Origin of the sequence: Pseudonocardia sp. (genome assembly GCF_029263155.1) — a bacterium.
Classification (GTDB): Bacteria; Actinomycetota; Actinomycetes; order Mycobacteriales; family Pseudonocardiaceae; genus Pseudonocardia.
Genome location: NZ_JAJCYB010000080.1, coordinates 1 through 18,824, shown reverse-complemented (window position 1 = coordinate 18,824; position 18,824 = coordinate 1). Strand labels below are relative to the sequence as shown.

General features: G+C 74.2%; 17 protein-coding genes. 11 read left to right on the top strand and 6 right to left on the bottom strand.

All coding sequences use genetic code 11. The annotated features are described in order from the left end of the window. Nucleotides 1–106: 106 nt before the first annotated feature. Nucleotides 107–1,063, bottom strand: a complete 957-nt coding sequence (locus Q1K26_RS17260) for a ferritin-like domain-containing protein (protein WP_300013656.1) — start codon at nucleotides 1,061–1,063, stop codon at nucleotides 107–109. Nucleotides 1,064–1,238: 175 nt separating this feature from the next. Then, entirely contained in the window at nucleotides 1,239–1,955 is a 717-nt protein-coding gene (locus Q1K26_RS17255; RefSeq protein ID WP_363320487.1) for an IspD/TarI family cytidylyltransferase, read from the bottom strand. A gap of 444 nt (nucleotides 1,956–2,399) precedes the next feature. On the opposite strand from Q1K26_RS17255, the gene Q1K26_RS17250 reads away from it, so the two are divergent. Both Q1K26_RS17250 and mihF read left to right on the top strand, forming a co-directional pair. Beyond that, nucleotides 2,400–4,532, top strand: a complete 2,133-nt coding sequence (locus Q1K26_RS17250) for an LCP family protein (protein WP_300013653.1) — start codon at nucleotides 2,400–2,402, stop codon at nucleotides 4,530–4,532. A gap of 177 nt (nucleotides 4,533–4,709) precedes the next feature. Then, nucleotides 4,710–5,021: an integration host factor, actinobacterial type gene (gene mihF, locus Q1K26_RS17245; protein ID WP_300013662.1), complete on the top strand. Its 312-nt coding sequence runs from the start codon at nucleotides 4,710–4,712 to the stop codon at nucleotides 5,019–5,021. Between the two features lie 109 nt (nucleotides 5,022–5,130). Here mihF and Q1K26_RS17240 read toward each other — a convergent pair whose 3' ends face one another. Beyond that, nucleotides 5,131–5,817: a response regulator gene (locus Q1K26_RS17240; RefSeq protein WP_300013650.1), complete on the bottom strand. Its 687-nt coding sequence runs from the start codon at nucleotides 5,815–5,817 to the stop codon at nucleotides 5,131–5,133. Next, the gene (locus Q1K26_RS17235; RefSeq protein WP_300013646.1) at nucleotides 5,814–7,409 is read right to left on the bottom strand and encodes an ATP-binding protein; all 1,596 of its coding nucleotides are present in this window, start codon (nucleotides 7,407–7,409) and stop codon (nucleotides 5,814–5,816) included. Before Q1K26_RS17235 ends, Q1K26_RS17240 begins: the two co-directional genes overlap by 4 nt. Nucleotides 7,410–7,535: 126 nt before the next feature. Here Q1K26_RS17235 and Q1K26_RS17230 point away from each other — a divergent pair, with 126 nt between their 5' ends. The 3 genes from Q1K26_RS17230 to Q1K26_RS17220 are packed head-to-tail and all read left to right on the top strand — an operon-like array spanning nucleotide 7,536 to nucleotide 10,536. Then, a complete protein-coding gene (locus Q1K26_RS17230; protein ID WP_300013660.1) occupies nucleotides 7,536–8,525 on the top strand; it encodes a tripartite tricarboxylate transporter substrate-binding protein in 990 nt (329 codons plus the stop codon). Continuing rightward, on the top strand, nucleotides 8,522–9,019 hold the full coding sequence (locus Q1K26_RS17225; protein ID WP_300013643.1) for a tripartite tricarboxylate transporter TctB family protein: 498 nt from the start codon (nucleotides 8,522–8,524) through the stop codon (nucleotides 9,017–9,019). Before Q1K26_RS17230 ends, Q1K26_RS17225 begins: the two co-directional genes overlap by 4 nt. A 20-nt stretch (nucleotides 9,020–9,039) precedes the next feature. Then, the gene (locus Q1K26_RS17220; RefSeq protein WP_300013657.1) at nucleotides 9,040–10,536 is read left to right on the top strand and encodes a tripartite tricarboxylate transporter permease; all 1,497 of its coding nucleotides are present in this window, start codon (nucleotides 9,040–9,042) and stop codon (nucleotides 10,534–10,536) included. A gap of 11 nt (nucleotides 10,537–10,547) precedes the next feature. Here Q1K26_RS17220 and Q1K26_RS17215 read toward each other — a convergent pair whose 3' ends face one another. Beyond that, a complete protein-coding gene (locus Q1K26_RS17215) occupies nucleotides 10,548–11,348 on the bottom strand; it encodes a TIGR03084 family metal-binding protein (RefSeq protein WP_300013641.1) in 801 nt (266 codons plus the stop codon). Between the two features lie 90 nt (nucleotides 11,349–11,438). Here Q1K26_RS17215 and Q1K26_RS17210 point away from each other — a divergent pair, with 90 nt between their 5' ends. From Q1K26_RS17210 to Q1K26_RS17200, 3 genes are read left to right on the top strand one after another with little or no spacing between them, the layout of a single operon-like run. After that, nucleotides 11,439–12,194: a phytanoyl-CoA dioxygenase family protein gene (locus tag Q1K26_RS17210; RefSeq protein WP_300013638.1), complete on the top strand. Its 756-nt coding sequence runs from the start codon at nucleotides 11,439–11,441 to the stop codon at nucleotides 12,192–12,194. Between the two features lie 60 nt (nucleotides 12,195–12,254). Further along, a complete protein-coding gene (locus Q1K26_RS17205) occupies nucleotides 12,255–13,160 on the top strand; it encodes a ParA family protein (protein ID WP_300013635.1) in 906 nt (301 codons plus the stop codon). Beyond that, a complete protein-coding gene (locus Q1K26_RS17200; protein WP_300013632.1) occupies nucleotides 13,157–13,543 on the top strand; it encodes a hypothetical protein in 387 nt (128 codons plus the stop codon). Before Q1K26_RS17205 ends, Q1K26_RS17200 begins: the two co-directional genes overlap by 4 nt. A 6-nt stretch (nucleotides 13,544–13,549) precedes the next feature. On the opposite strand, the gene Q1K26_RS17195 is transcribed toward Q1K26_RS17200, so the two are convergent. Beyond that, nucleotides 13,550–14,356 (bottom strand): DUF1684 domain-containing protein, encoded by an 807-nt coding sequence (locus Q1K26_RS17195; protein WP_300013629.1) that lies wholly within the window; start codon nucleotides 14,354–14,356, stop codon nucleotides 13,550–13,552. 257 nt (nucleotides 14,357–14,613) lie between these two features. Between Q1K26_RS17195 and sfnG the strand changes: the two genes are divergently transcribed. The 3 genes from sfnG to pdxY all read left to right on the top strand — a co-directional run bounded on the left by sfnG (nucleotide 14,614) and on the right by pdxY (nucleotide 18,352). Continuing rightward, complete coding sequence (sfnG, locus tag Q1K26_RS17190) at nucleotides 14,614–15,750, top strand: dimethylsulfone monooxygenase SfnG (protein ID WP_300013626.1); 1,137 nt, start codon at nucleotides 14,614–14,616, stop codon at nucleotides 15,748–15,750. A gap of 181 nt (nucleotides 15,751–15,931) precedes the next feature. Next, entirely contained in the window at nucleotides 15,932–17,338 is a 1,407-nt protein-coding gene (locus Q1K26_RS17185) for a trypsin-like peptidase domain-containing protein (RefSeq protein ID WP_300013623.1), read from the top strand. A 165-nt stretch (nucleotides 17,339–17,503) separates the two neighbouring features. Continuing rightward, a complete protein-coding gene (pdxY, locus tag Q1K26_RS17180) occupies nucleotides 17,504–18,352 on the top strand; it encodes a pyridoxal kinase PdxY (protein WP_300013620.1) in 849 nt (282 codons plus the stop codon). Nucleotides 18,353–18,824 lie beyond the last annotated feature (472 nt).

Genomic DNA, 18,824 nt, shown 5'->3' with positions numbered 1-18,824 from the left:
GGGCCTGCGTGGTGTGGGCGTGGGGGGGGGGTCGCGGCCCGGGGGGGGGGGGGCGGGGGCGCCGGCCGGGCCCGCCCCACCGCTGCGGAGGAGGAGAAGACGACGATCAGGCGTTGTCGTCGGAGGTGTTCACCGCGCCGTTGACCCCGTTCGGGAAGAACCCGCCCGAGGTGACCGAGGCCGGGTTCAGGTACACGATGTTGAGGACCTGGCCGGGGGTGCGGCTGTAGGCGATGGCGTTCTCGTCGGCGGGGACGATGTTGCCGTCGCCGTTCTCGTCCACGATGCCCTGGTCCAGGTCGGTCGGACCGTCGAGGCTGTCACGGGCGTCGGAGATCGCGCCGGCCGGGACCTCGAGGCCCTTGCTCAGCAGCACGGTGCGGACGAGGCCCGCGTGGTAGGCCTCGACGGCCAGGATGCCCGCGGCCGCCTCGAGGAAGGTCTTGTTCGTGACCAGCGGGGACGCGCCCTTGTACGCGGTGACGCCCACGTCCTCGAACACGAACGCGCCGAGCAGGAAGTTGTCCTCGTTGGCGAAGACGTCGAACGTCTCGCCGGGCTTGATCAGGCCCGCGGCCGTGGCCGCGGCGCTGAAGGCGGCGTCGAGGTCGATCGCCGGACGGGCGACCTTGGCGTCGCCGAGGGCGGCGCGCAGGAAGTCGACGTGCGCGCGCTCGTCGCTCGCGATCTCGCGGGCGTACTGGGCGGCCAGCTTCGACTCGAACTTGACCTGGCGGCCGCCGGTGACCTCACCGAGCTTGCCGGAGCCGTCGATCTGCTTGTCCTTGAGGCCCTCGCCGGTCACGCCGCGCAGGTAGAACTCGGCCTCGAGGTACTCGAGGTTGAGGGCGAAGTTGAGGACCGCGGCGTCGGTGGCCGAGCCGTCGTCGGCGGGGGCGTCGGCGAACGCGGCACCGGTGGTCATGACCCCGGCCGTGGCCACGCCCGCGACGCCGAGGCCGGTCAGGCCCGCGGCACGCAGGAAGCGGCGCCGGTCCACGGCGTTCTCCGCGCTCCGGTTGATCGCCTCACGCACGAACGCCTTGCTGAAACCTTCGAACACTGCCTTCTCCTCGATGCAGGGTGTCGCCGTCGTCGACCCTGGGGGATCGGAGACCAGCGAGGGGGAGCGGTCCTTGCGCGCCACACGGTGACGCACCCTGATCAACGACCGGCCCCCTGGGCAGATGTGCCCTGAACGGGTGAATTGGCTGGTACCAATAGTTCATTCACATTCTTCACGCAATTCCCCGCCGAATCAGCCCACCCGCGGTGACCTGCACGTCGTGGGCATAGGTGATCTTCACGTTGCGCGGCTCGCCCGCGATCCGGAGCACGGGCGTCCCCGGGGCGTAGCGCGCCACGCACGACGCGGTGTCGGTGCCCACGAAGCCCTCCGCCGCCGCCCGCTCGTACGCCGCGAGCAGCGGCGCGGCCCGGAATCCCTGCGGAGTCTGCACCGCCACGAGGCGCGCGGGCACCCGCAGCCCGCCGGTGTCGGACACCTCGGCCAGATCGTCGCGCCACATCCCCGGCACCGCGCCGCCGACCTCCCGCGCCACGCTCAGAACCTCGGCGACCAGGGCGCGGGTCACCAGCGGCCGCGCCCCGTCGTGGACGAGCACGACGTCGACCCGGCCGCAGGCGATGCGGTCCGCCAGTGCCCGCAGCCCGGCGAGCTCGGAGTCCTGGCGGGTCGCCCCGCCGTCGACGATCTCGACGTCACCGGCGGCGGTCTCGCGGTCGATCACCGTGCGGGCGAGGTCGCGGTCCTCGGGCCGGACGACGAGCACCACCGGCCCGATCCCCGGCGCGCCGGCCAGCGTGTCGAGCGACCAGGCGATGACCGACCGGCCCGCCACCGGAAGGAACACCTTGTTGCGAGCGGCCCCGACCCGCGTGCCGCTGCCCCCCGCCAGCACGAGTGCCGCCGCCGTGCCGCCCGCCACCTCCACCACCGCAGTATCTCCGGGCGAGCATCTACGGTCGACCCCGTGGGGAACCGGACGGCGGCCGACATCGGGGCGCGGACCGGGTGCAGGATCGTCGTCACCGGCGCCGGGAGCGGGACCGGTCCCGCCGCCGCGCGGGAGCCGGCCCGGGTGCTCCCGGCCGGCCGGGACGCGACGAGCGGGACGCGCACCGCCACTCCTGCGCTCGACGACCGCCCACCCGGCCACGCGGCCACCGACCTGCAGCCCGACCGGTGTGCACCCGGATGTCGCCTTCTCCTCGCCCTGGCGAGGTGCGCCGTTCTCCAGGAGATCACCGCCAGTACGCTCTGCCCGGCCTCACCGTCGAGACCGCAGGACGTCCCCGACCTCCATGATCGACGGGCAGGGGCGTCGCGCCGACGATCGGTATGTTCGCGTCGAGACGAGGACAGGGGGTGACCAGCAGTGGACGAGCGGGTCCCCCCCGGCCGTGATCGGCGTCCCCACCGCACCGGCGAGTCGCCGTGGCCCAACCGGGCCGCGCGCGAAGGATCGGGCTACCGCCGCACGGGCTCCCGCAACGACCCACCCGCGACCGAGGACCCCACCCGGCCGGTCCGCCCCCACCTGCGCCCCACCCCGGGGGCCGAACCCCGGCGCGGCGGCCCGGTCCCGCCGGCGACGACGCGGATCCCCACGGCCCGCCCCGGACCCCGCACACCCGACCCCCGTACACCCGGCCCGCGAACCGCCGGACCCCGCACCCCCGACCCCCGCGCTCCCGACCCCCGCACCCCCGACCCCCGCACCCCCGACCCGCGGCCTCCCGCCCCGCGGTCGGCCGAGCCCCGTCCCGGCGGCCCACGCCCCGACGACCCACGACCCCCCGGCCCGCGGTCGGGCGATCCGGAGGGCCGGCGCACCCGGTCGGTCCCACGCACCCCCCGCGCCCAGCCCGAGGACCGCCGGGTCGCCGACCGCGCCACCGGCAGCGGCGGCCCGGACGCGCCACGGGTCCAGCGACCGGTCGTCCGGACCCCGGCCGCCGCGGAGCCACGGCAGGACACGGAGGAGCCCCGGCGCCCCACGCCGCCGCCGCTGCGCCGCACCGGGCCGCGCCGGCCCCGCACGCTGGGCCGCGCGCTGCTGGCCACGGCCGCGGCCACCGTCGCGCCAGGGTCCGGGCACCTGATGCTGCACCGCAGGCGCACCGGCCGGCTGATCCTCGGCACGTTCCTGGCGGCGGTCATCGCGCTGACCATCGCGCTGCTCACGCTGCGGCGATCCGACCTGCTCGCCACGTTCCTGTCCCCCCGCGCGCTCGTCGTGGCCGCGCTGCTGTGCGTGTTCACCGCGGCCGCGTGGATCGCCGTCATCGTGCGCACCTGGGTCGTCGCCGAGCCCCGCGGCCTGGACCCCGGGCGGCGCGCCGTGGGCCTCGTGGCCGTCACGGCGCTGTGCCTGGTGGTGGCCGTCCCCGTGGGGTTCGCCGCCAACCTGGCCAACTCCCAGCGTGCCCTGCTCGCCGACCTGTTCTCCGACGAGGACGCGGGCGCGGTGCTGGGCCAGGCCCGGATCAACCTGCTGCTCGTCGGCAGCGACGCCGGGCCGGACCGCACCGGCACCCGCACCGACACCATGATGGTGGCCAGCGTCGAGACCGCGACCGGGCGCACCACGCTGTTCTCGCTGCCCCGCAACATCGGGCGCGCACCCTTCCCGCCCGGCTCGCCGATGGCCGAGGAGTTCCCCGACGGGTTCCACGACGACAGCGATCCCACCTCGGGCGACTACCTGCTCAACGCCGTCTACGCCTACGCGCACCAGTTCCCGGAGCTCGCCCCGCCCGGCCCCACCGACGACGTCGGCCTCAACCTGCTGCAGCAGACCGTCTCGTACATGCTCGGCCTGCAGCTGGACTACTTCGTCGAGCTGGACATGGCGGGCTTCGCGGCGATCGTCGACGCGCTGGGTGGCGTGCGGGTCGACGTGGGCCCCGAGCGCGTCCCGATCGGCGGGATCAGCCCCAGCGGTCGGTCCGTCACGCCCACCGGCTACATCGAACCGGGCGTCCAGCAGCTCGACGGGGAGGACGCGCTCGCGTTCGCGCGCTCGCGCACCAACTCCACCGACTACGTGCGGATGGGCCGGCAGCGCTGCCTGCTGCAGAGCATCCTCACCCAGAACACCCCCGCCGAGCTGCTGGCGAACTTCCAGTCCATCGCGCGCGCCACCACCGACAGCGTGTCCACCGACATCCCGCAGCAGGTGCTCCCGGCGCTGGTCTCCATCGCCGACGGCCCGCTGGACCTGGAGAGCGTGGCGTTCGATCCCAACCTGCCCGATCCCGAGCAGGACGACGGCCGCTTCGACACCGGCAATCCGGACTACGACTACATGCGCGAGGTCGTGCGGGACGCGCTCACCCGCGATCCGGCGGCCGCGCCGCCCACGGCCGCCGCGGCCCCGTCCGACATCCCGGAGACCCTCCGCGGCGACGAGGACGAGACGGCCTCCCGGTCCGGCTCGGCGACCGCGGACGAGACCTCCGACGTCCCGCTGACCAGTACCCCGGTCCCGGTCGCCCGGTCCTGCTGACCCGAGCGAGCCCTGAGCACCCGGCCCCGGCGCCGGACCGGGCAGCGGCCCGCAGGCGGACGAGCGCGAACCCGGGGGTCGCCCGCGTGGCGCTACGCGGTTCTGTCAGGCTGGACCGTGAAGATGACCTGCGTGAACACCCGTCCGGGGTGGACGCATGGAGAGGAGATCCACGACATGGCACTGCCCACGCTCACTCCCGAGCAGCGCGCCGACGCCCTGAAGAAGGCCGCCGCCGCCCGCACCGCGCGCAAGGAGCTCCGCGACCGGATCGCCCGCGGCGAGGAGACCATCCCCTCGGTCCTCGACCGGGCGAAGTCCGACACGATCGTCGGCAAGACCAAGGTCGCCGACCTGCTCAAGAGCCTGCCCGGCTACGGCCCCGCCAAGGTCAGCGCGCTGCTGGAACAGACCGGCATCGACGTGTCCCGCCGCGCCGCGGGCCTCGGCGACCGCCAGCGCCAGGCGCTGCTCGACGCCCTGAAGTAGGCCCCGGGTCCGCCCGCCGCTCGGCCCCACCCGATCCGCCGGGGCCGGGCGGGGCCGCCATCCCGAGGCGGGGCCGGGAGTGGAGGCGGGCGGTCAGGGCCGTCCGGGGTCAGCGGGTCCAGCGGTAGCGGCGTTCGGGACGGCCGGTGCCGCCGTAACGCAGCCGCACCTGAGCCGCCCCGACCGCCACGAAGTGCTCCAGGTAGCGCCGGGCGCTCACCCGCGACAGCTCGGTGCGTCCGGCGCACTCCGTGGCGGAGAGGTCGCCGTCCACGGAGCGCAGCACCTGTTCCACGATGCGGGCGGTCGGAGCGGTCAGCCCCTTCGGCAGGCGGGTGGCGAAGCCGGGACGGGCGCCGAAGACGGAGTCGATCTCGTCCTGCGCGGCCCTGCCCCGGTTCGACCCGGCCAGCCCGGCCAGCCGCCCGCGGAGCCGTGCCACCCGCTCCACCTGGTCCGCGAGCGCCGCGGCGTCGAACGGTTTCACCAGGTAGTGGGTGGCGCCGCCGTGCAGGGCCGCGGTGACGGTGGCCGCGTCGTCGGCCGCGGTGATCATCAGGACGAACGGGTCCGCCGCGTCGCCGGTGCGCAGGCCGGCCAGCACCTCCAGGCCGGAGAGGTCGGGGAGGTGGACGTCGAGCAGCACCAGGTCCGGTCGCAGCTCGCGGGCCAGCGTCATCGCCTCGGCGCCGGTGTGGGCCACCCCGACCACCTCGCAGCCGGGGATCCGGGCCACGTACCCGCTGTGCACGCGGGCGACCATGAAGTCGTCGTCGACGACGAGCACGCGCATCACACCGGCACCCCGGCCAGCGGGAGCGACGCGGTGAACACCGCGCCCCCGTCGTTGTGCACGTCGATCCTGCCGCCGCGGCGCAGGCACACCTGGCGGGCCAGCGCGAGCCCCAGCCCCCGCCCTCCGGGCTGCTCGGCGGCCTTCGTGGTGAACCCGTGCCGGAACACCTCCTCGGCCAGTCCGGTCGCGACACCGGGCCCGGAGTCGCGCACCGTGACCCTGACGGCGTCGCCCCTCCCGGCCGCACCGTCCGCGCTCAGGGCCAGCCCGACCTCGACCCACGCGGGGCCACCCGCCGGACCGTTCGACACCGCGTCCAGCGCGTTGTCGACGAGGTTGCCCAGCACCGTCACGAGGTCGGCGGACAGGGCCGGGTCGCGGACCGGGTCGACCGGGTCCAGGCGCGACCCGGACGCCAGCCGCAGCACCACCCCGCGCTCGGTCGCGAGGCTGGCCTTCGCCACCAGCAGCGCGGCCGCGGCCGCGTCGCCGACCTGCGCGGTGACCTCCCGGCGCCACTGGCCGGACTCCCGGACCACCCCGGCGACGAACCGGCGCACCTCGTCGTGCTCGCCCAGCTCGGTGAGCCCGGCGATGGTGTGCATCCGGTTGGCGAACTCGTGGGTCTGCGCGCGCAGCGTGTCGGTGACGTGCCGGGAGGCGTCGAGCCGGTCCTGCAGCGTCGCGAGCTCGGTGCGGTCGCGCAGCGTCACGACCGCGCCGACCCGCTCGCCGTGCGCGAGTACCGGCATCCGGTTGAGCACGAGCACGCGGTCCCCCCGCAGCACCACCTGGTCCTCCCCTCCGGTCGCTCCGGTGAGGACGTCGCGCAGCCGCTCGTCGAGCGCCGCGACATCGGCGTCGTCGCCGAGGTCGAGCATCTCCCTGGCCGCGTCGTTGAGCAGCGTGATGCGGTGCGCATCGTCCATGCCGACCACGCCCTCCTTGACGCCCAGCAGCATCGCCTCGCGCCGCTGCACCAGCTCGACGATCTCCGCGGGCTCCAGCCCGAGCGTCTGGCGGCGCACCCGGCGGGCCAGCAGCAGCGACCCGGCGACGCCGACGACGAGAGCCACGCCGAGCAGCGCGGCGGTCTGCCCCGGCGCGGCGGCGAGGCCGGTGAGCAGCGGGGGCGCCGCGACCCGCGCGGCCACCACCCCGACCACCGCACCGCCGTCGGCGATCACCGGCACCTGGGCCACGACCGTGCGCCCATCCGGGTGCCCGACCCACGCCCGGCCCCGCAGCGCCGTGCTCTCCCCGAGGTCGAAGGCCGTGTCCACCTCGGCGGGGTCGGTGGCGGTACGCACGGTCAGCCCGCTGTCGACGATCACGATCTCGTCGGCGCCCGACAGGTTGCGCGCGGTGGTCGCGATGCCGGGCAACGCACCGTGCTGCCCGGTCGCGAGGCTCTGGCGGACGGTGGCGGTGGCCGCGACGTCCTCGGCCACCGACAGCATCCGCCGGCCCTGGGTCTCGCGGAACGCGGCGTCGGACTGCGCGACGGCGAGGGCGGCGACGGCGGCGAGCAGCAGCGCGACGATCCCGAGCTGCCAGCCGAGGAACTGCCGCGCCAGCGTGGGGCGGGCCATGGGAGGCAGCCTTCCACGCGCGTGACCACAACGACCACAACGACCGTTGTGCGGAGAAGCGGGACAGGGCCGCCGCGGGACCGCACGATGAGCCGCACCAACACCCTCGACGGAGAGGACCGGCCCATGCGCTCCCGGACCGTACTGGCGGTGCTCGCGGCGATCGCCGCGGTGCTGCTGGTGCCACCCCTGATCGGCGCGGCCGCGGGCGGCGGGGACGGCACCCAGCTGCGCGGGCTGCGCGTGCTGGTGCCCAACGCCCCCGGCGGCGGCTACGACATCACCGCCCGCACGGCGGCCCGTGCGATGGAGGAGTCCGGCACGTCGGGCGCCGTCGAGGTGTTCAACCTGCCCGGCGCGGGCGGCACGGTCGGCCTGGGCCGCACGGTCAACGAGAGCGGCAACGACCGGCTCGTGATGTCGATGGGACTCGGCGTCGTCGGGGCGGTGTTCACCAACGCCTCCCCCTCGACGCTGGCCGACGTCACGCCGATCGCGCGGCTGACCGAGGAGAGCGAGATCGTCGTCGTCGGCAGCGACTCGCCGTTCCGGACGATCGAGCAGCTGCTCGCGGCGTGGACGGCCGACCCCGGCGGCACGCCCGTCGGCGGGGGTTCCTCCCCCGGCGGACCCGACCACCTCGCGCCGATGCTCATGGCCGAGGCCGTCGGGCTCCCGCCGCGCGATGTCAACTACGTGTCCTACGACGGCGGCGGCGAGCTGCTGGCCGCCGTGCTGGGCGACAAGGTGGCCTTCGGGGTGTCCGGGCTGGGCGAGTTCGCCGAGCAGGTCGCGGCGGGCGAGCTGCGGGTGCTGGCCGTCACCTCGGCCGAACGCGCACCCGGGCTGGACGCGCCGACGCTGACCGAGTCCGGCGTGGACGTCGAGTTCACGAACTGGCGCGGGATCGTCGCGCCGCCCGGCCTCGACGACGCGGCCCGCGCCGAGCTGGTGGCCGCGTTCACCGCGCTGCACGACACGCCGGAGTGGTCCACGGCGCTGGAGCGCAACGGCTGGGACGACGCGTTCCTCACCGGCGACGCGTTCGGCGAGTTCCTCGTCTCCGAGAACGACCGCGTGGCCGGCGTGCTGCGGGAACTGGGGCTGGTGTCGTGACCGTCTGGTTGAGGGAGCGCTCCGAGCTGGGCGTCTCCGCGTTGCTGCTGCTCACCGGCCTGCTCGTGGTGGTCGACAGCCTGCTGGGCACGAACGCGGGCGGTGACTCCGACCCGCTCGGGCCGCACGCGGTGCCGTTCGTCGTCGGCTCGCTGCTGCTGATGCTCGCGGTGCTGCTGGCGCGCGACGTGCTGCGCGGCGGCCACGGCGAGGCCGAGGGCGGTGAGGACGTCGACCTGGCGGTGCCGGCCGACCAACGCACCGTGCTGATCCTGGCCGGGGTGCTGGTCGCGACGGCCGCCGTCATCCCGATCCTGGGCTGGCCGCTGGCCGGCATGGGCCTGTTCTGGGGCGCGACCTACGCGCTGGGGTCGCGGTCGTTCCCCCGTGACCCGCTGATCGCGGCGGGCGTCTCGCTCGTCACCTGGATCGTGTTCGACGCGCTGCTGGGCGTGGACCTGCCCGGTGGCCCCCTGATGGGAGTGTTCTCGTGATCGAGTCGTTCGATGCGCTGATGGGTGGCTTCGCCAACGCCCTGACGCCCGGGAACCTGCTCTTCGCCGCCGTCGGCGTGCTGCTCGGCACCGCGATCGGCGTGCTCCCGGGCATCGGCCCGGCCATGGCGGTGGCGCTGCTGCTGCCCGTCACCTATGCGTTCGACCCGACCGGCGCGTTCATCCTGTTCGCCGGCATCTACTTCGGCGCGATGTTCGGCGGCTCCACCACCTCGATCCTGCTCAACACCCCCGGCGAGTCCGCGTCGGTGATCGCGGCGATCGAGGGCAACCCGATGGCCCGGCAGGGGCGCGGCGCGCAGGCGCTGGCCACGGCGGCGATCGGGCACTTCATCGGCGGCATCGTCGGCGCGATCGGGATCGTGCTGCTCGCGCCGCTCGTGGCGTCGGTGGCCGTCGACATCGGCGCGCCGGACTACTTCGCGATCATGGTGCTGGCGTTCGTCGCCGTCACCTCGGTGCTGGGCAGCTCCCGCATCCGCGGGTTCGCAGCGCTGGCGATCGGGCTCACCATCGGGCTGGTCGGGCTGGACCCGATCTCCGGGCAGGCGCGGCTGACGTTCGGGGTGCCGCAGCTCGCGGACGGCATCGACGTCATCGTCGTCGCGGTCGGCCTGTTCGCCGTCGGCGAGGCGCTGTGGGTGGCCGCGCACCTGCGCCGCACGCAGGACGAGGTGATCCCGGTCGGGCGGCCGTGGCTCTCCCGCGAGGACGTGAAGCGGGCCTGGAAGCCGTGGGCGCGCGGGCCGTTCATCGGGTTCACGTTCGGCTCGATCCCGGCGGGCGGCGCGGAGATGTCGACGTTCATGTCGTACGTGACGGAGCGGCGGCTGTCGAAGCGGCCCGAGGAGTTCGGGCACGGCGCGATCGAGGGCGTGGCCGGGCCGGAGTCGGCCGCCAGCGCGTCGTCGGCGGGCACGCTCGCCACGATGCTGACCCTCGGCCTGCCCACCACGGCGATCGCCGCGGTGATGCTGGCGGCGTTCCAGCAGTTCGGCATCCAGCCGGGCCCGCTGCTGTTCACCACGCAGGCCGACCTGGTGTGGACGCTGATCGCGAGCCTGTTCATCGGCCTGGTGCTGCTGCTGGTGCTCAACCTGCCGCTCGCCCCGCTGTGGGCGAAGCTGCTGCAGATCCCGCGGCCCTACATGTACGCCGGCATCCTGTTCTTCGCCTGCGTCGGGGCGTACGCGGTCAGCGGACAGCCGCTCGACCTGATCGTGCTGCTCGTGATCGGCGGCATCGGGTTCCTGATGCGCCGCTACGGCCTGCCGGTGCTGCCCGCGATCATCGGCGTGATCCTCGGGCCGGACGCGGAGCTGCAGCTGCGCCGGGCCCTGCAGATCGCCGACGGCGACCCGTGGACGCTGGTGTCCACCCCGCTCGCCGTGGCCGTCTACTCGGTGATCGCGATCCTGCTCCTGTTCCCGGTGATCGGCAGGATCCGCCGCCGCCGTGCGCCGGAACCTCGGCCGAAGGAGCCGGCCGCCCGCTGACCCGCGAGTGGTCAGGGCGGGGCGGGGCGGGCGGGTTCGCGGCCGGCGCCGGGGGCGCCCGCGAAGGCCTGGGCGATGCCGAGCCACTCCGTCGCCACCGGGCCGCGCACCGTCAGGTCGAGGTCGTCGCGGTGGCGGCGCTGGGTGACGAGCAGGCAGAAGTCCAGGGCCGCGCCGGTGACGCGGTCGGTGGCGTCCTCGGGCCCCCACGTCCACGCCCGCCCGGACGGCGCCTCGAGCTCCACACGCACCGCAGCGTCGGGGACGGGACGGTCGCGCAGGGCGTAGCTGAACGGCATGGCCCGCACCCCGATGTGCGCGACGTGGCGCAGCCGGTCGGTCGGCGTGCGGGTGGCGCCGACGGTGTCGGCCACGTCCTGCCCGTGCGCCCACGTCTCCATGAGCCGGGCGGTCAGCGACGACGCCGCACTCATCGGCGGCCCGTACCAGGGCACGCGCAGCCCGGCGTCGAGGCCGCGGAAGACGTCGACGAGCCGGGTGCGCGCGGCGTCGAACCAGGCCAGCAGCTCGGCGGGAGGCAGGCCGCGGTAGCGGGCCGCGATCGCGTCGGGATCGACGGTCCCGGTGGCGGCCGCCTCCCGCAGCCCCGCCCGGAAGGTGTCCGGATCCGTGGCCGACACCAGCGCGGCGTCGTCGAAGTGGGCGAGGTGGCTGACCTGGTCGCGCACCGCCCAGCCGACCGCGGGGGTGGCGGCCTCCCAGCCCGCGGCGTCGAGGTCGGCGAGCAGGGCCCGCAGCACGGCGGTCTCCGCGGCGAGGTCGTCGGCGAGGGAGTCCATGCTGGGCGCCATCCCGGCAGCCTAGGCCGCGCGGGCCCGCCCACCGGGGGCCGTGCCGAATCCGGTGGACGGCAGCGCACCGCGGGCCGCAGGGTACCGACCATGGACGGGTTGACCGCCGAGGAGATCGAGCGTTTCGTCGAGGGCGGGTTCGTGCGCCTGGACGGCGCCTTCCCCCGGGAGGTCGCCGAGGCCGGACGCGCGCTGCTGTGGGAGCGCACCGGCTGCGATCCGCACGACCGCCGCACGTGGACCCGTCCGGTGGTCCGGCTCGGGGGCTGCCATGACGAGCCGTTCCGCGCCGCGGCCACCACACCGCGCCTGCACGCCGCGTTCGACCAGCTCGTCGGCTCCGGGCGCTGGGTACCGCTGGGCGGGCTGGGCACCTGGCCGGTCCGGTTCCCCCACCCCGACGACCCCGGCGACGCCGGCTGGCACGTCGAGGCCAGCATCGCCGTCGACGACGGGACCGGCCTCAACGCGCGCTCCGACGGCCGCGCCCTGCTCCTGCTGTTCCTGTTCTCCGACGTCGGTCCCGACGACGCGCCGACCCGCATCCGGGTCGGATCGCACCTCGACGTCCCGCGGCTGCTGGAACCCTACGGCGACGTGGGCGCCGAGTTCCTCGCGTTCGCACCCGAGGCGGTGGCGGCCACCGAGCACCGGGCCGTCGCCCACGCCACCGGCGCGGCGGGCGACGTCTACCTCTGCCATCCGTTCCTCGTGCACGGTGCGCAGGCCCACCACGGCACAGAACCGAGGTTCATGGCGCAGCCCCCGTTGCTGCCGGTGGGCCGCCTCGACCCGACCGACCCACGGGCGCCCGTCGAACGGGGGATGAGAGTCGGCCTCCCCTGACGCAGGCGCTCACGGGCGGTATGGCATCGTAGCGCCGCGTCACCGCGGGAGGAGAGAGTCGTGCAGGTCGTCTCGATCATCAATCACAAGGGCGGCGTGGGCAAGACGACGCTCACCGCCAACCTGGGCGCCGGTCTCGCCGCGCGGGGGAAACGGGTCCTGCTACTCGATCTCGACTCGCAGGCCAGCCTCACGGTCTCGTTCTTCACCCCGACCGAGTGGGCCGAGCAGCTGCTGCCCGAACGCACCATCAAGCACTGGTTCGACGGGCTCGACGACGGCTCGGCGCTGCACTCGCCCGCCGGGCTGCTGGCGTCGCCGCGGCGGGTGCGGGAGAAGCTGGCGCGCTCGTCGGGCCGCCTGGACCTCATCCCGTCGCACCGCGACCTGTCCGACGTGGACACCGAGCTGGCCGCACACCTGCTCAGCGACCCGGACCGGTTCACGCAGCTGCACAGCAGGCTGCGCGCCGGGCTCGCGCACGAGGCGTTCGCCGGCTACGACGTGGCGCTCATCGACTGCGCCCCCAACTTCGGCCTGATCGCCCGCAACGCCGTCGCGGCCAGCGACCTGCTGCTGATCCCCACGAAGCCGGACTACCTGTCCACCAACGGGATCGACTCGCTGGGCCTGAAGATCAGCTCGTTCGTCGACGAGTTCAACGCCCGCTGCGCCGACGACGAGCAGATCGCGCGCCCGCCCGCGGCCGTCGTCTTCACGATGGTGCAGCTGCACAACGACGAGCCGATCGAGGCCCAGCGCAGCGTGATGAGCCGCGTCGAGGCCGGTCACGTCGAGCCGCTGACGACCACCATCCGCGACAGCAAGGCCGTGTACGGGCCGGCCCCCGAGTACGGAGTACCGGTCATCCTCGGCGGAACCGGCCGCGCCGCCACCCGCGAGCTGCGCGAGCTGGTGTCGGAGATCTCCGAACGTCTCGACGGCGTCGAGGGAATCGCCGCATGACGGAACTCGTCACCGCCGCCGTCCTCGCGCGCGCCCTCAACGACCTCACCCCCGGGCAGCTGCGTGATCTCGCCGAGGGTCGGGGTCGCCTGGTGTTCGCGCCGTGTGCGGCCCCCCGCCGCCGGGCCGCGACGGCCCCCGGTGCCGATCTGTCGGCGGATGTGATCGCGATCGGTGCGATGACCACGCCCGCCGAGGTGGCCGGCCACCTCAGCGACCGCCGCTTCACCGTCCCGGTGCTGCGGGCCCTGGCCAGGGCACTGGGCCCCACCGTTCCCACCTCCGGGCGCAACCGCGCCGAGCTCGTGCACGGAATCGTCGAGGGCACGGTCGGTTTCCGCGCCCGTTCGGCCGCGCTGTCGGGCGGGGCCTGGAGCCGCTGACACCGCTCAGGCGGGGGAACGCTCCCCCGCCTCGACCGCCACCGTCAGCCTGTTGCCCGCCGGCGGCAGCGGGCAGGTGGCGAAGTCGGTGAACGCACACGGCAGGTTCGTCAGCCGGTTGAGATCCACGGTGACGCGCCCGTCGGGCGCGGGGTCGGCCACCTGCACCGAGCGCCCGCCCGGGTAGGTCGTGACGCCGGACGTGGCGTCGCGGAAGTGCAGCGTCAGACCGCCCGCCCTGCCGGCCAGCGCCACGAGCTCGTGGCCCTGCCCGTCGAGGTCGAAGCGGACGACGCCGAGCGCCGACGGCCGGTGGCTCAGCCCGTCGACCACGGCGTCGACCCTGATGGACCGCGGCTCGGGGTAGGCCTCGAAGCGGGCGTCGAGGACCCAGCGGGGGTCGGCGGGATAGGCGGGCACGCCGGTGAACCCGGTACGGGTCGGCGCCTGCGGATCGCGCACCCGCAGCGCGTGGGCGTCGGTGCGGCGGGCGATCTCGACGACCCGGTCCCCGGCCTCCACCAGCGACCCGGGCAGTCCGTCGACGGGGTGCAGGGTGACGGTGCCGTCGATCGGCAGCGGCTCCTTCGCCCCGCGCACGGCCAGCCCGTCGGCCGCGGCCGCCGTGACCACGACGCCGTCCGGGGTGGCGCTCCACCGGCCCGGCAGGCCGTCGATCTCCGACGGCTCGGGCGTGAGCCAGTGCAGGGCGGTGAGGCTGAGCCAACCGTGCGGTGTGCGCAGCTCCTCCTCGCGCTCGGCGTGCCAGGTGTTCCACGCGGACTGCAGGTCGACGACGGTGCCGGTGCTCATGCCGGGTGCAACGCCACGGGCGGTGCGTTCATGCCCGCGTCACCCGCATCGTGGGGCTTGACATCCGCGGGTCCGCTCACGCATTCTGGAAATCGTGTTCACGCGCATTCTGTGCCGTCGGCTGCATGTCGACCTGCTGCGCGTCACATCCTCTGCGTGTCGGTGAACCGCAGGTCACAGCATCACCTGCTCCAGTGAACCACCTCCGCTGGATTTGTCCGTTCATTTTTCCCGTACGTCCCAGAAATGGTTGCCGCATGCCTGAAGAACTGTCCTCCGAGCCCCTCAAGTTCGCCTACTGGGTGCCCAACGTCAGCGGCGGTCTGGTCACCAGCACCATCGAGCAGCGCACCGACTGGGGCTATGACTACAACCGCAGGCTCGCGCAGACCGCGGAGAACAGCGGCTTCGAGTACGCGCTGAGCCAGGTCCGCTACATGGCCAGCTACGGCGCGGACCACCAGCACGAGTCCACCAGCTTCTCCCTCGCGCTGCTGCTGGCCACCGAGCGACTCAAGGTCATCGCCGCGGTCCACCCGGGGCTGTGGCAGCCCGGCGTGCTGTCCAAGTGGGTCGCCACCGCCGACCACCTGTCGCAGGGCCGCATCGCCGTCAACGTCGTGAGCGGGTGGCTCAAGGCCGAGTTCACCGCACTGGGCGAGCCGTGGCTCGAGCACGACGAGCGCTACCGGCGTTCGGCGGAGTTCATGCAGGTGCTGCGCCGGATCTGGACGAGCGACTCCGCGGAGTTCCGGGGCGACTTCTACCGGATCCACGACTTCGACCTCAAGCCCAAGCCCCTCGCCGTGCCCGGCCGCGCGCACCCGGAGATCTTCCAGGGCGGCAACTCCACCGCCGCCCGCCACAACGGCGGCCACCACGCCGACTGGTACTTCTCCAACGGCAAGGACTACGACGGCTTCACGGAGCAGGTCACCGAGGTGCTCGGGCACGCGCGCGACGCCGGTCGCACCGTCGCGCCGAAGTTCGGCCTGAACGGCTTCATGATCGCGCGCGACACCGAGAAGGAGGCGCGGGAGACGCTGCGCGAGATCGTCGCGAAGGCCAACAAGCCCGCTGTCGAGGGCTTCCGTGACGCCGTGCAGCAGGCCGGGGCGTCCACCGGGAACCGGAAGGGCATGTGGGCGGACTCGTCGTTCGAGGACCTCGTCCAGTACAACGACGGCTTCCGCACCCAGCTCATCGGCACGCCCGAGCAGATCGCCGACCGGATCATGGAGTACAAGCGCCGCGGCGCGAACCTCATGCTGCTGGGCTACCTGCACTTCCAGGAGGAGGTCGAGCACTTCGGGCGGCACGTCCTGCCGATCATCCGGGAGAAGGAGGCGGAGCTGGCCGAGCGCGGCGAGCCCGCGCTCGTCGACGCCGGCTGAGCCCAGCGGGGTCTCGCGCGCCGAACCGCGTTCCGCGCGCTGCCGGCGGTGCGCAGGAAGCGGTTCAGCGCGCGAACCCGGGTCGCGGGGCAGCGGATGAACCTGACAGTCGCGGAAATTGGTGGGAGTTTCCCAGGACCGTCTCAGCTCCCTCCCAGACTCCGGGCGCACAGTCGTGGGTATGAGCGACGAGCACAGGGAGCAGGGCCGGGACGCGCAGGCGCCGACGACCGAGGCCTCCCGCACCGGCCAGTACCCCGTCCCGGCCTACGCCGGCGTCGCACCGCCCGCGGGCGGCTCCGCGTACGGACCGGCCGCGGCCACACCGGCGTCCGCACGCCCCGGATCCGGCATGCCCACCCACGGTCCGTACCCCGGCCCCGGCGGCCCGGTGGGCCCCCACGGGCCGGTGCCGCCGCACGGTCCCGGCGCGGCGCGCGACGAGCAGCCGCGCAGGCGGAACCCGATGACGAACCTCGTCGCGGCCGCGCTCATCGCGGGGCTGGTCGGTGGCGGCGCCGGATTCGCCGGGGCCTACGCCGTGCTGGCCACCGACTCGCCGAGCAGCACGCTGACGTCCGCGCCGTCCTCCCCCGCGGCCTCGACCGAGCCGGGCACCGTCGCCGGGGCGGCCGCGGTCGCCACCCCGAGCACGGTCGACATCCGCGTCACGATGGCGCAGGGCACGGCCGAGGGCAGCGGCGTGATCCTCACCGCGGACGGCAACGTGCTGACCAACAACCACGTGGTGGCGGGCGGTTCCGGGCAGATCACCGTCACCCTCGCCGACGGCAGCGAGCACTCCGCCAGCATCGTCGGCACCGCCCCGAGCTACGACCTCGCCGTGCTGCGCATCGACGGCGTGTCCGGGTTGACCCCGGCCACGCTCGGCAACAGCGGCGACGTGCAGGTCGGGCAGCAGGTCGTCGCGATCGGGTCGCCGCAGGGCCTCACCGGCACGGTGACGACCGGGATCGTCAGCGCGTTCGACCGCACGGTCGCGGTGCAGGGCGAGGACGGCACCGCCGTCGTCTACAACGGGATGCAGACCGACGCGCCGATCAACCAGGGCAACTCCGGTGGCCCGCTGGTCGACCTGCAGGGTCGCGTGGTCGGCATCAACTCAGCGATCGCGACGGCGGGGGGCGGCGAGAGCACCGGCAGCATCGGGCTGGGCTTCGCGATCCCCGTCGACCAGGCGAAGCGGGTGGCGCAGGAGATCCTCGACAGCGGATCGGCCACCAAGCCGGTGCTCGGCGTGCAGGGCAACCCGAACGCGGGCGACGGGTCGGGCGCGCAGATCTCGGCCGTCGAGCCTGGGTCGGCCGCGGCGGACGCAGGCCTGGCGGCGGGGGAGGTCGTCACCAGGGTCGACGACGCGCGCGTGCAGGACTTCGCCGACCTCATCGCCCGCGTCGGCGCCCAGACCCCCGGCGACACGGTGACGCTGACGGTCACCGACGGCGGCGCCGAGCGCACCGTCGACGTGACGCTGGGCAGCACACCCGACCAGGCCGCGTCGACCTCCAGCGGCGGCCAGGGCCGGCCGGGCCAGTCGCCGTTCGGGAACCCGTTCGGCGGCAACTGACCACCAGGCGCTGAACCCGGAGCCGCGACCGCACGCAGGGTCGCGGCTTCGGCGCGTTCCGGGTGCCCGCGACCGGGCAACGAACGGCACTTCCGTACGCCGGGGGTGGACGAGCGTGCCGTTCGTTGCCGGTCAGGAGGAGTGCCGGGGGTTAGTGTCGCCGAGGTGCGCATCCTGTCGATCCAGTCGTCGGTGGCCTACGGCCACGTGGGCAACAGCGCGGCCGCCTTCCCGCTGCAGCGCCTGGGCCACGAGGTGTGGCCGGTCAACACCGTGCACTTCTCCAACCACACCGGGTACGGCCGGTGGCGCGGCCCGTTGCTCGACCCGTCCGACGTGTCCGAGGTGATCGCCGGGGTGGCCGAGCGCGGTGTGCTGCCGGGCTGCGACGCGGTGCTGTCGGGCTACCAGGGTGCGGAGGCCGTCGGCGAGGTCGTGCTGGACGCCGTCGCGCAGGTGAAGGCGGCCAACCCGGCCGCGGTGTACTGCTGCGACCCGGTGATGGGCGACGTCGGCCGCGGCTTCTTCGTGCGCCCGGGCATCCCCGAGTTCATGCGCGACCGGGTCGTCCCCGCCGCCGACCTCGTCACGCCCAACCAGTTCGAGCTCGAGTTCCTCACCGACCGCACGATCGCGACCGCCACCGACCTGCTCGACACCGTCGAGGCGCTGCGCGCGGCGGGGCCACGGACGGTGCTGGTCACGAGCGTGCAGACCGAGCAGACCCCGGCCGACACGATCGAGATGGTGGCCGTCGACGACGAGGGCGCGTGGTCGGTGCACACGCCGCTGTTGCCGATCTCGGTGAACGGCGCGGGCGACCTGACCGCAGCACTGTTCCTCGCGCACACCCGCGACGCCGGTCCGCGGGCGGCGCTGGAGCGCACGGCGTCGAGCGTGTTCGCCGTCCTGGCGGCCACCCACGACGGCGGCCACCGTGAGATCGCGCTGGTGGCGGCGCAGGAGGCGATCGCCCACCCGAGGGCGGACTTCCCGGCGACGCGCCTGCACTGACTCCGCCGGTTCTCCTCCGGCGCGGGCGGTCCCGTGCCGTGCGGCCCGGCCGGATCGATCCGAATTAACCCGATCGGCGGTCGTGTGTCGGGACTCACACGGGTATAGGTGGAGACACGGGGCGGCCAGGACTGGGACCCGCGCACCTGGCCCGGACCGTCCCGGGGTCCTCTCCAGGATCGACGGCACCCGCGCTTACGCCGCGCCTCGGGGAACGGGCTGACAACCCAGGTTCGCCTGCCGGCCGCGCCGACGGCCAGCCGGTGATGTGTCGCAGGTGAACCCGCCACCACAGGTTCACGTGAGGAGACCATCTTGAGTCGGCAGAGTCTGGCCAAGGCTCACCAGAAGATCCAGGAGCTGTCCTGGGAGCCGCAGTACCACGAGCCGTACATGAAGTACGGAACCGACTACACGTTCCGCAAGGCCGCCAAGAAGGACCCGCTCAAGCAGGTCCTGCGGTCCTACTTCC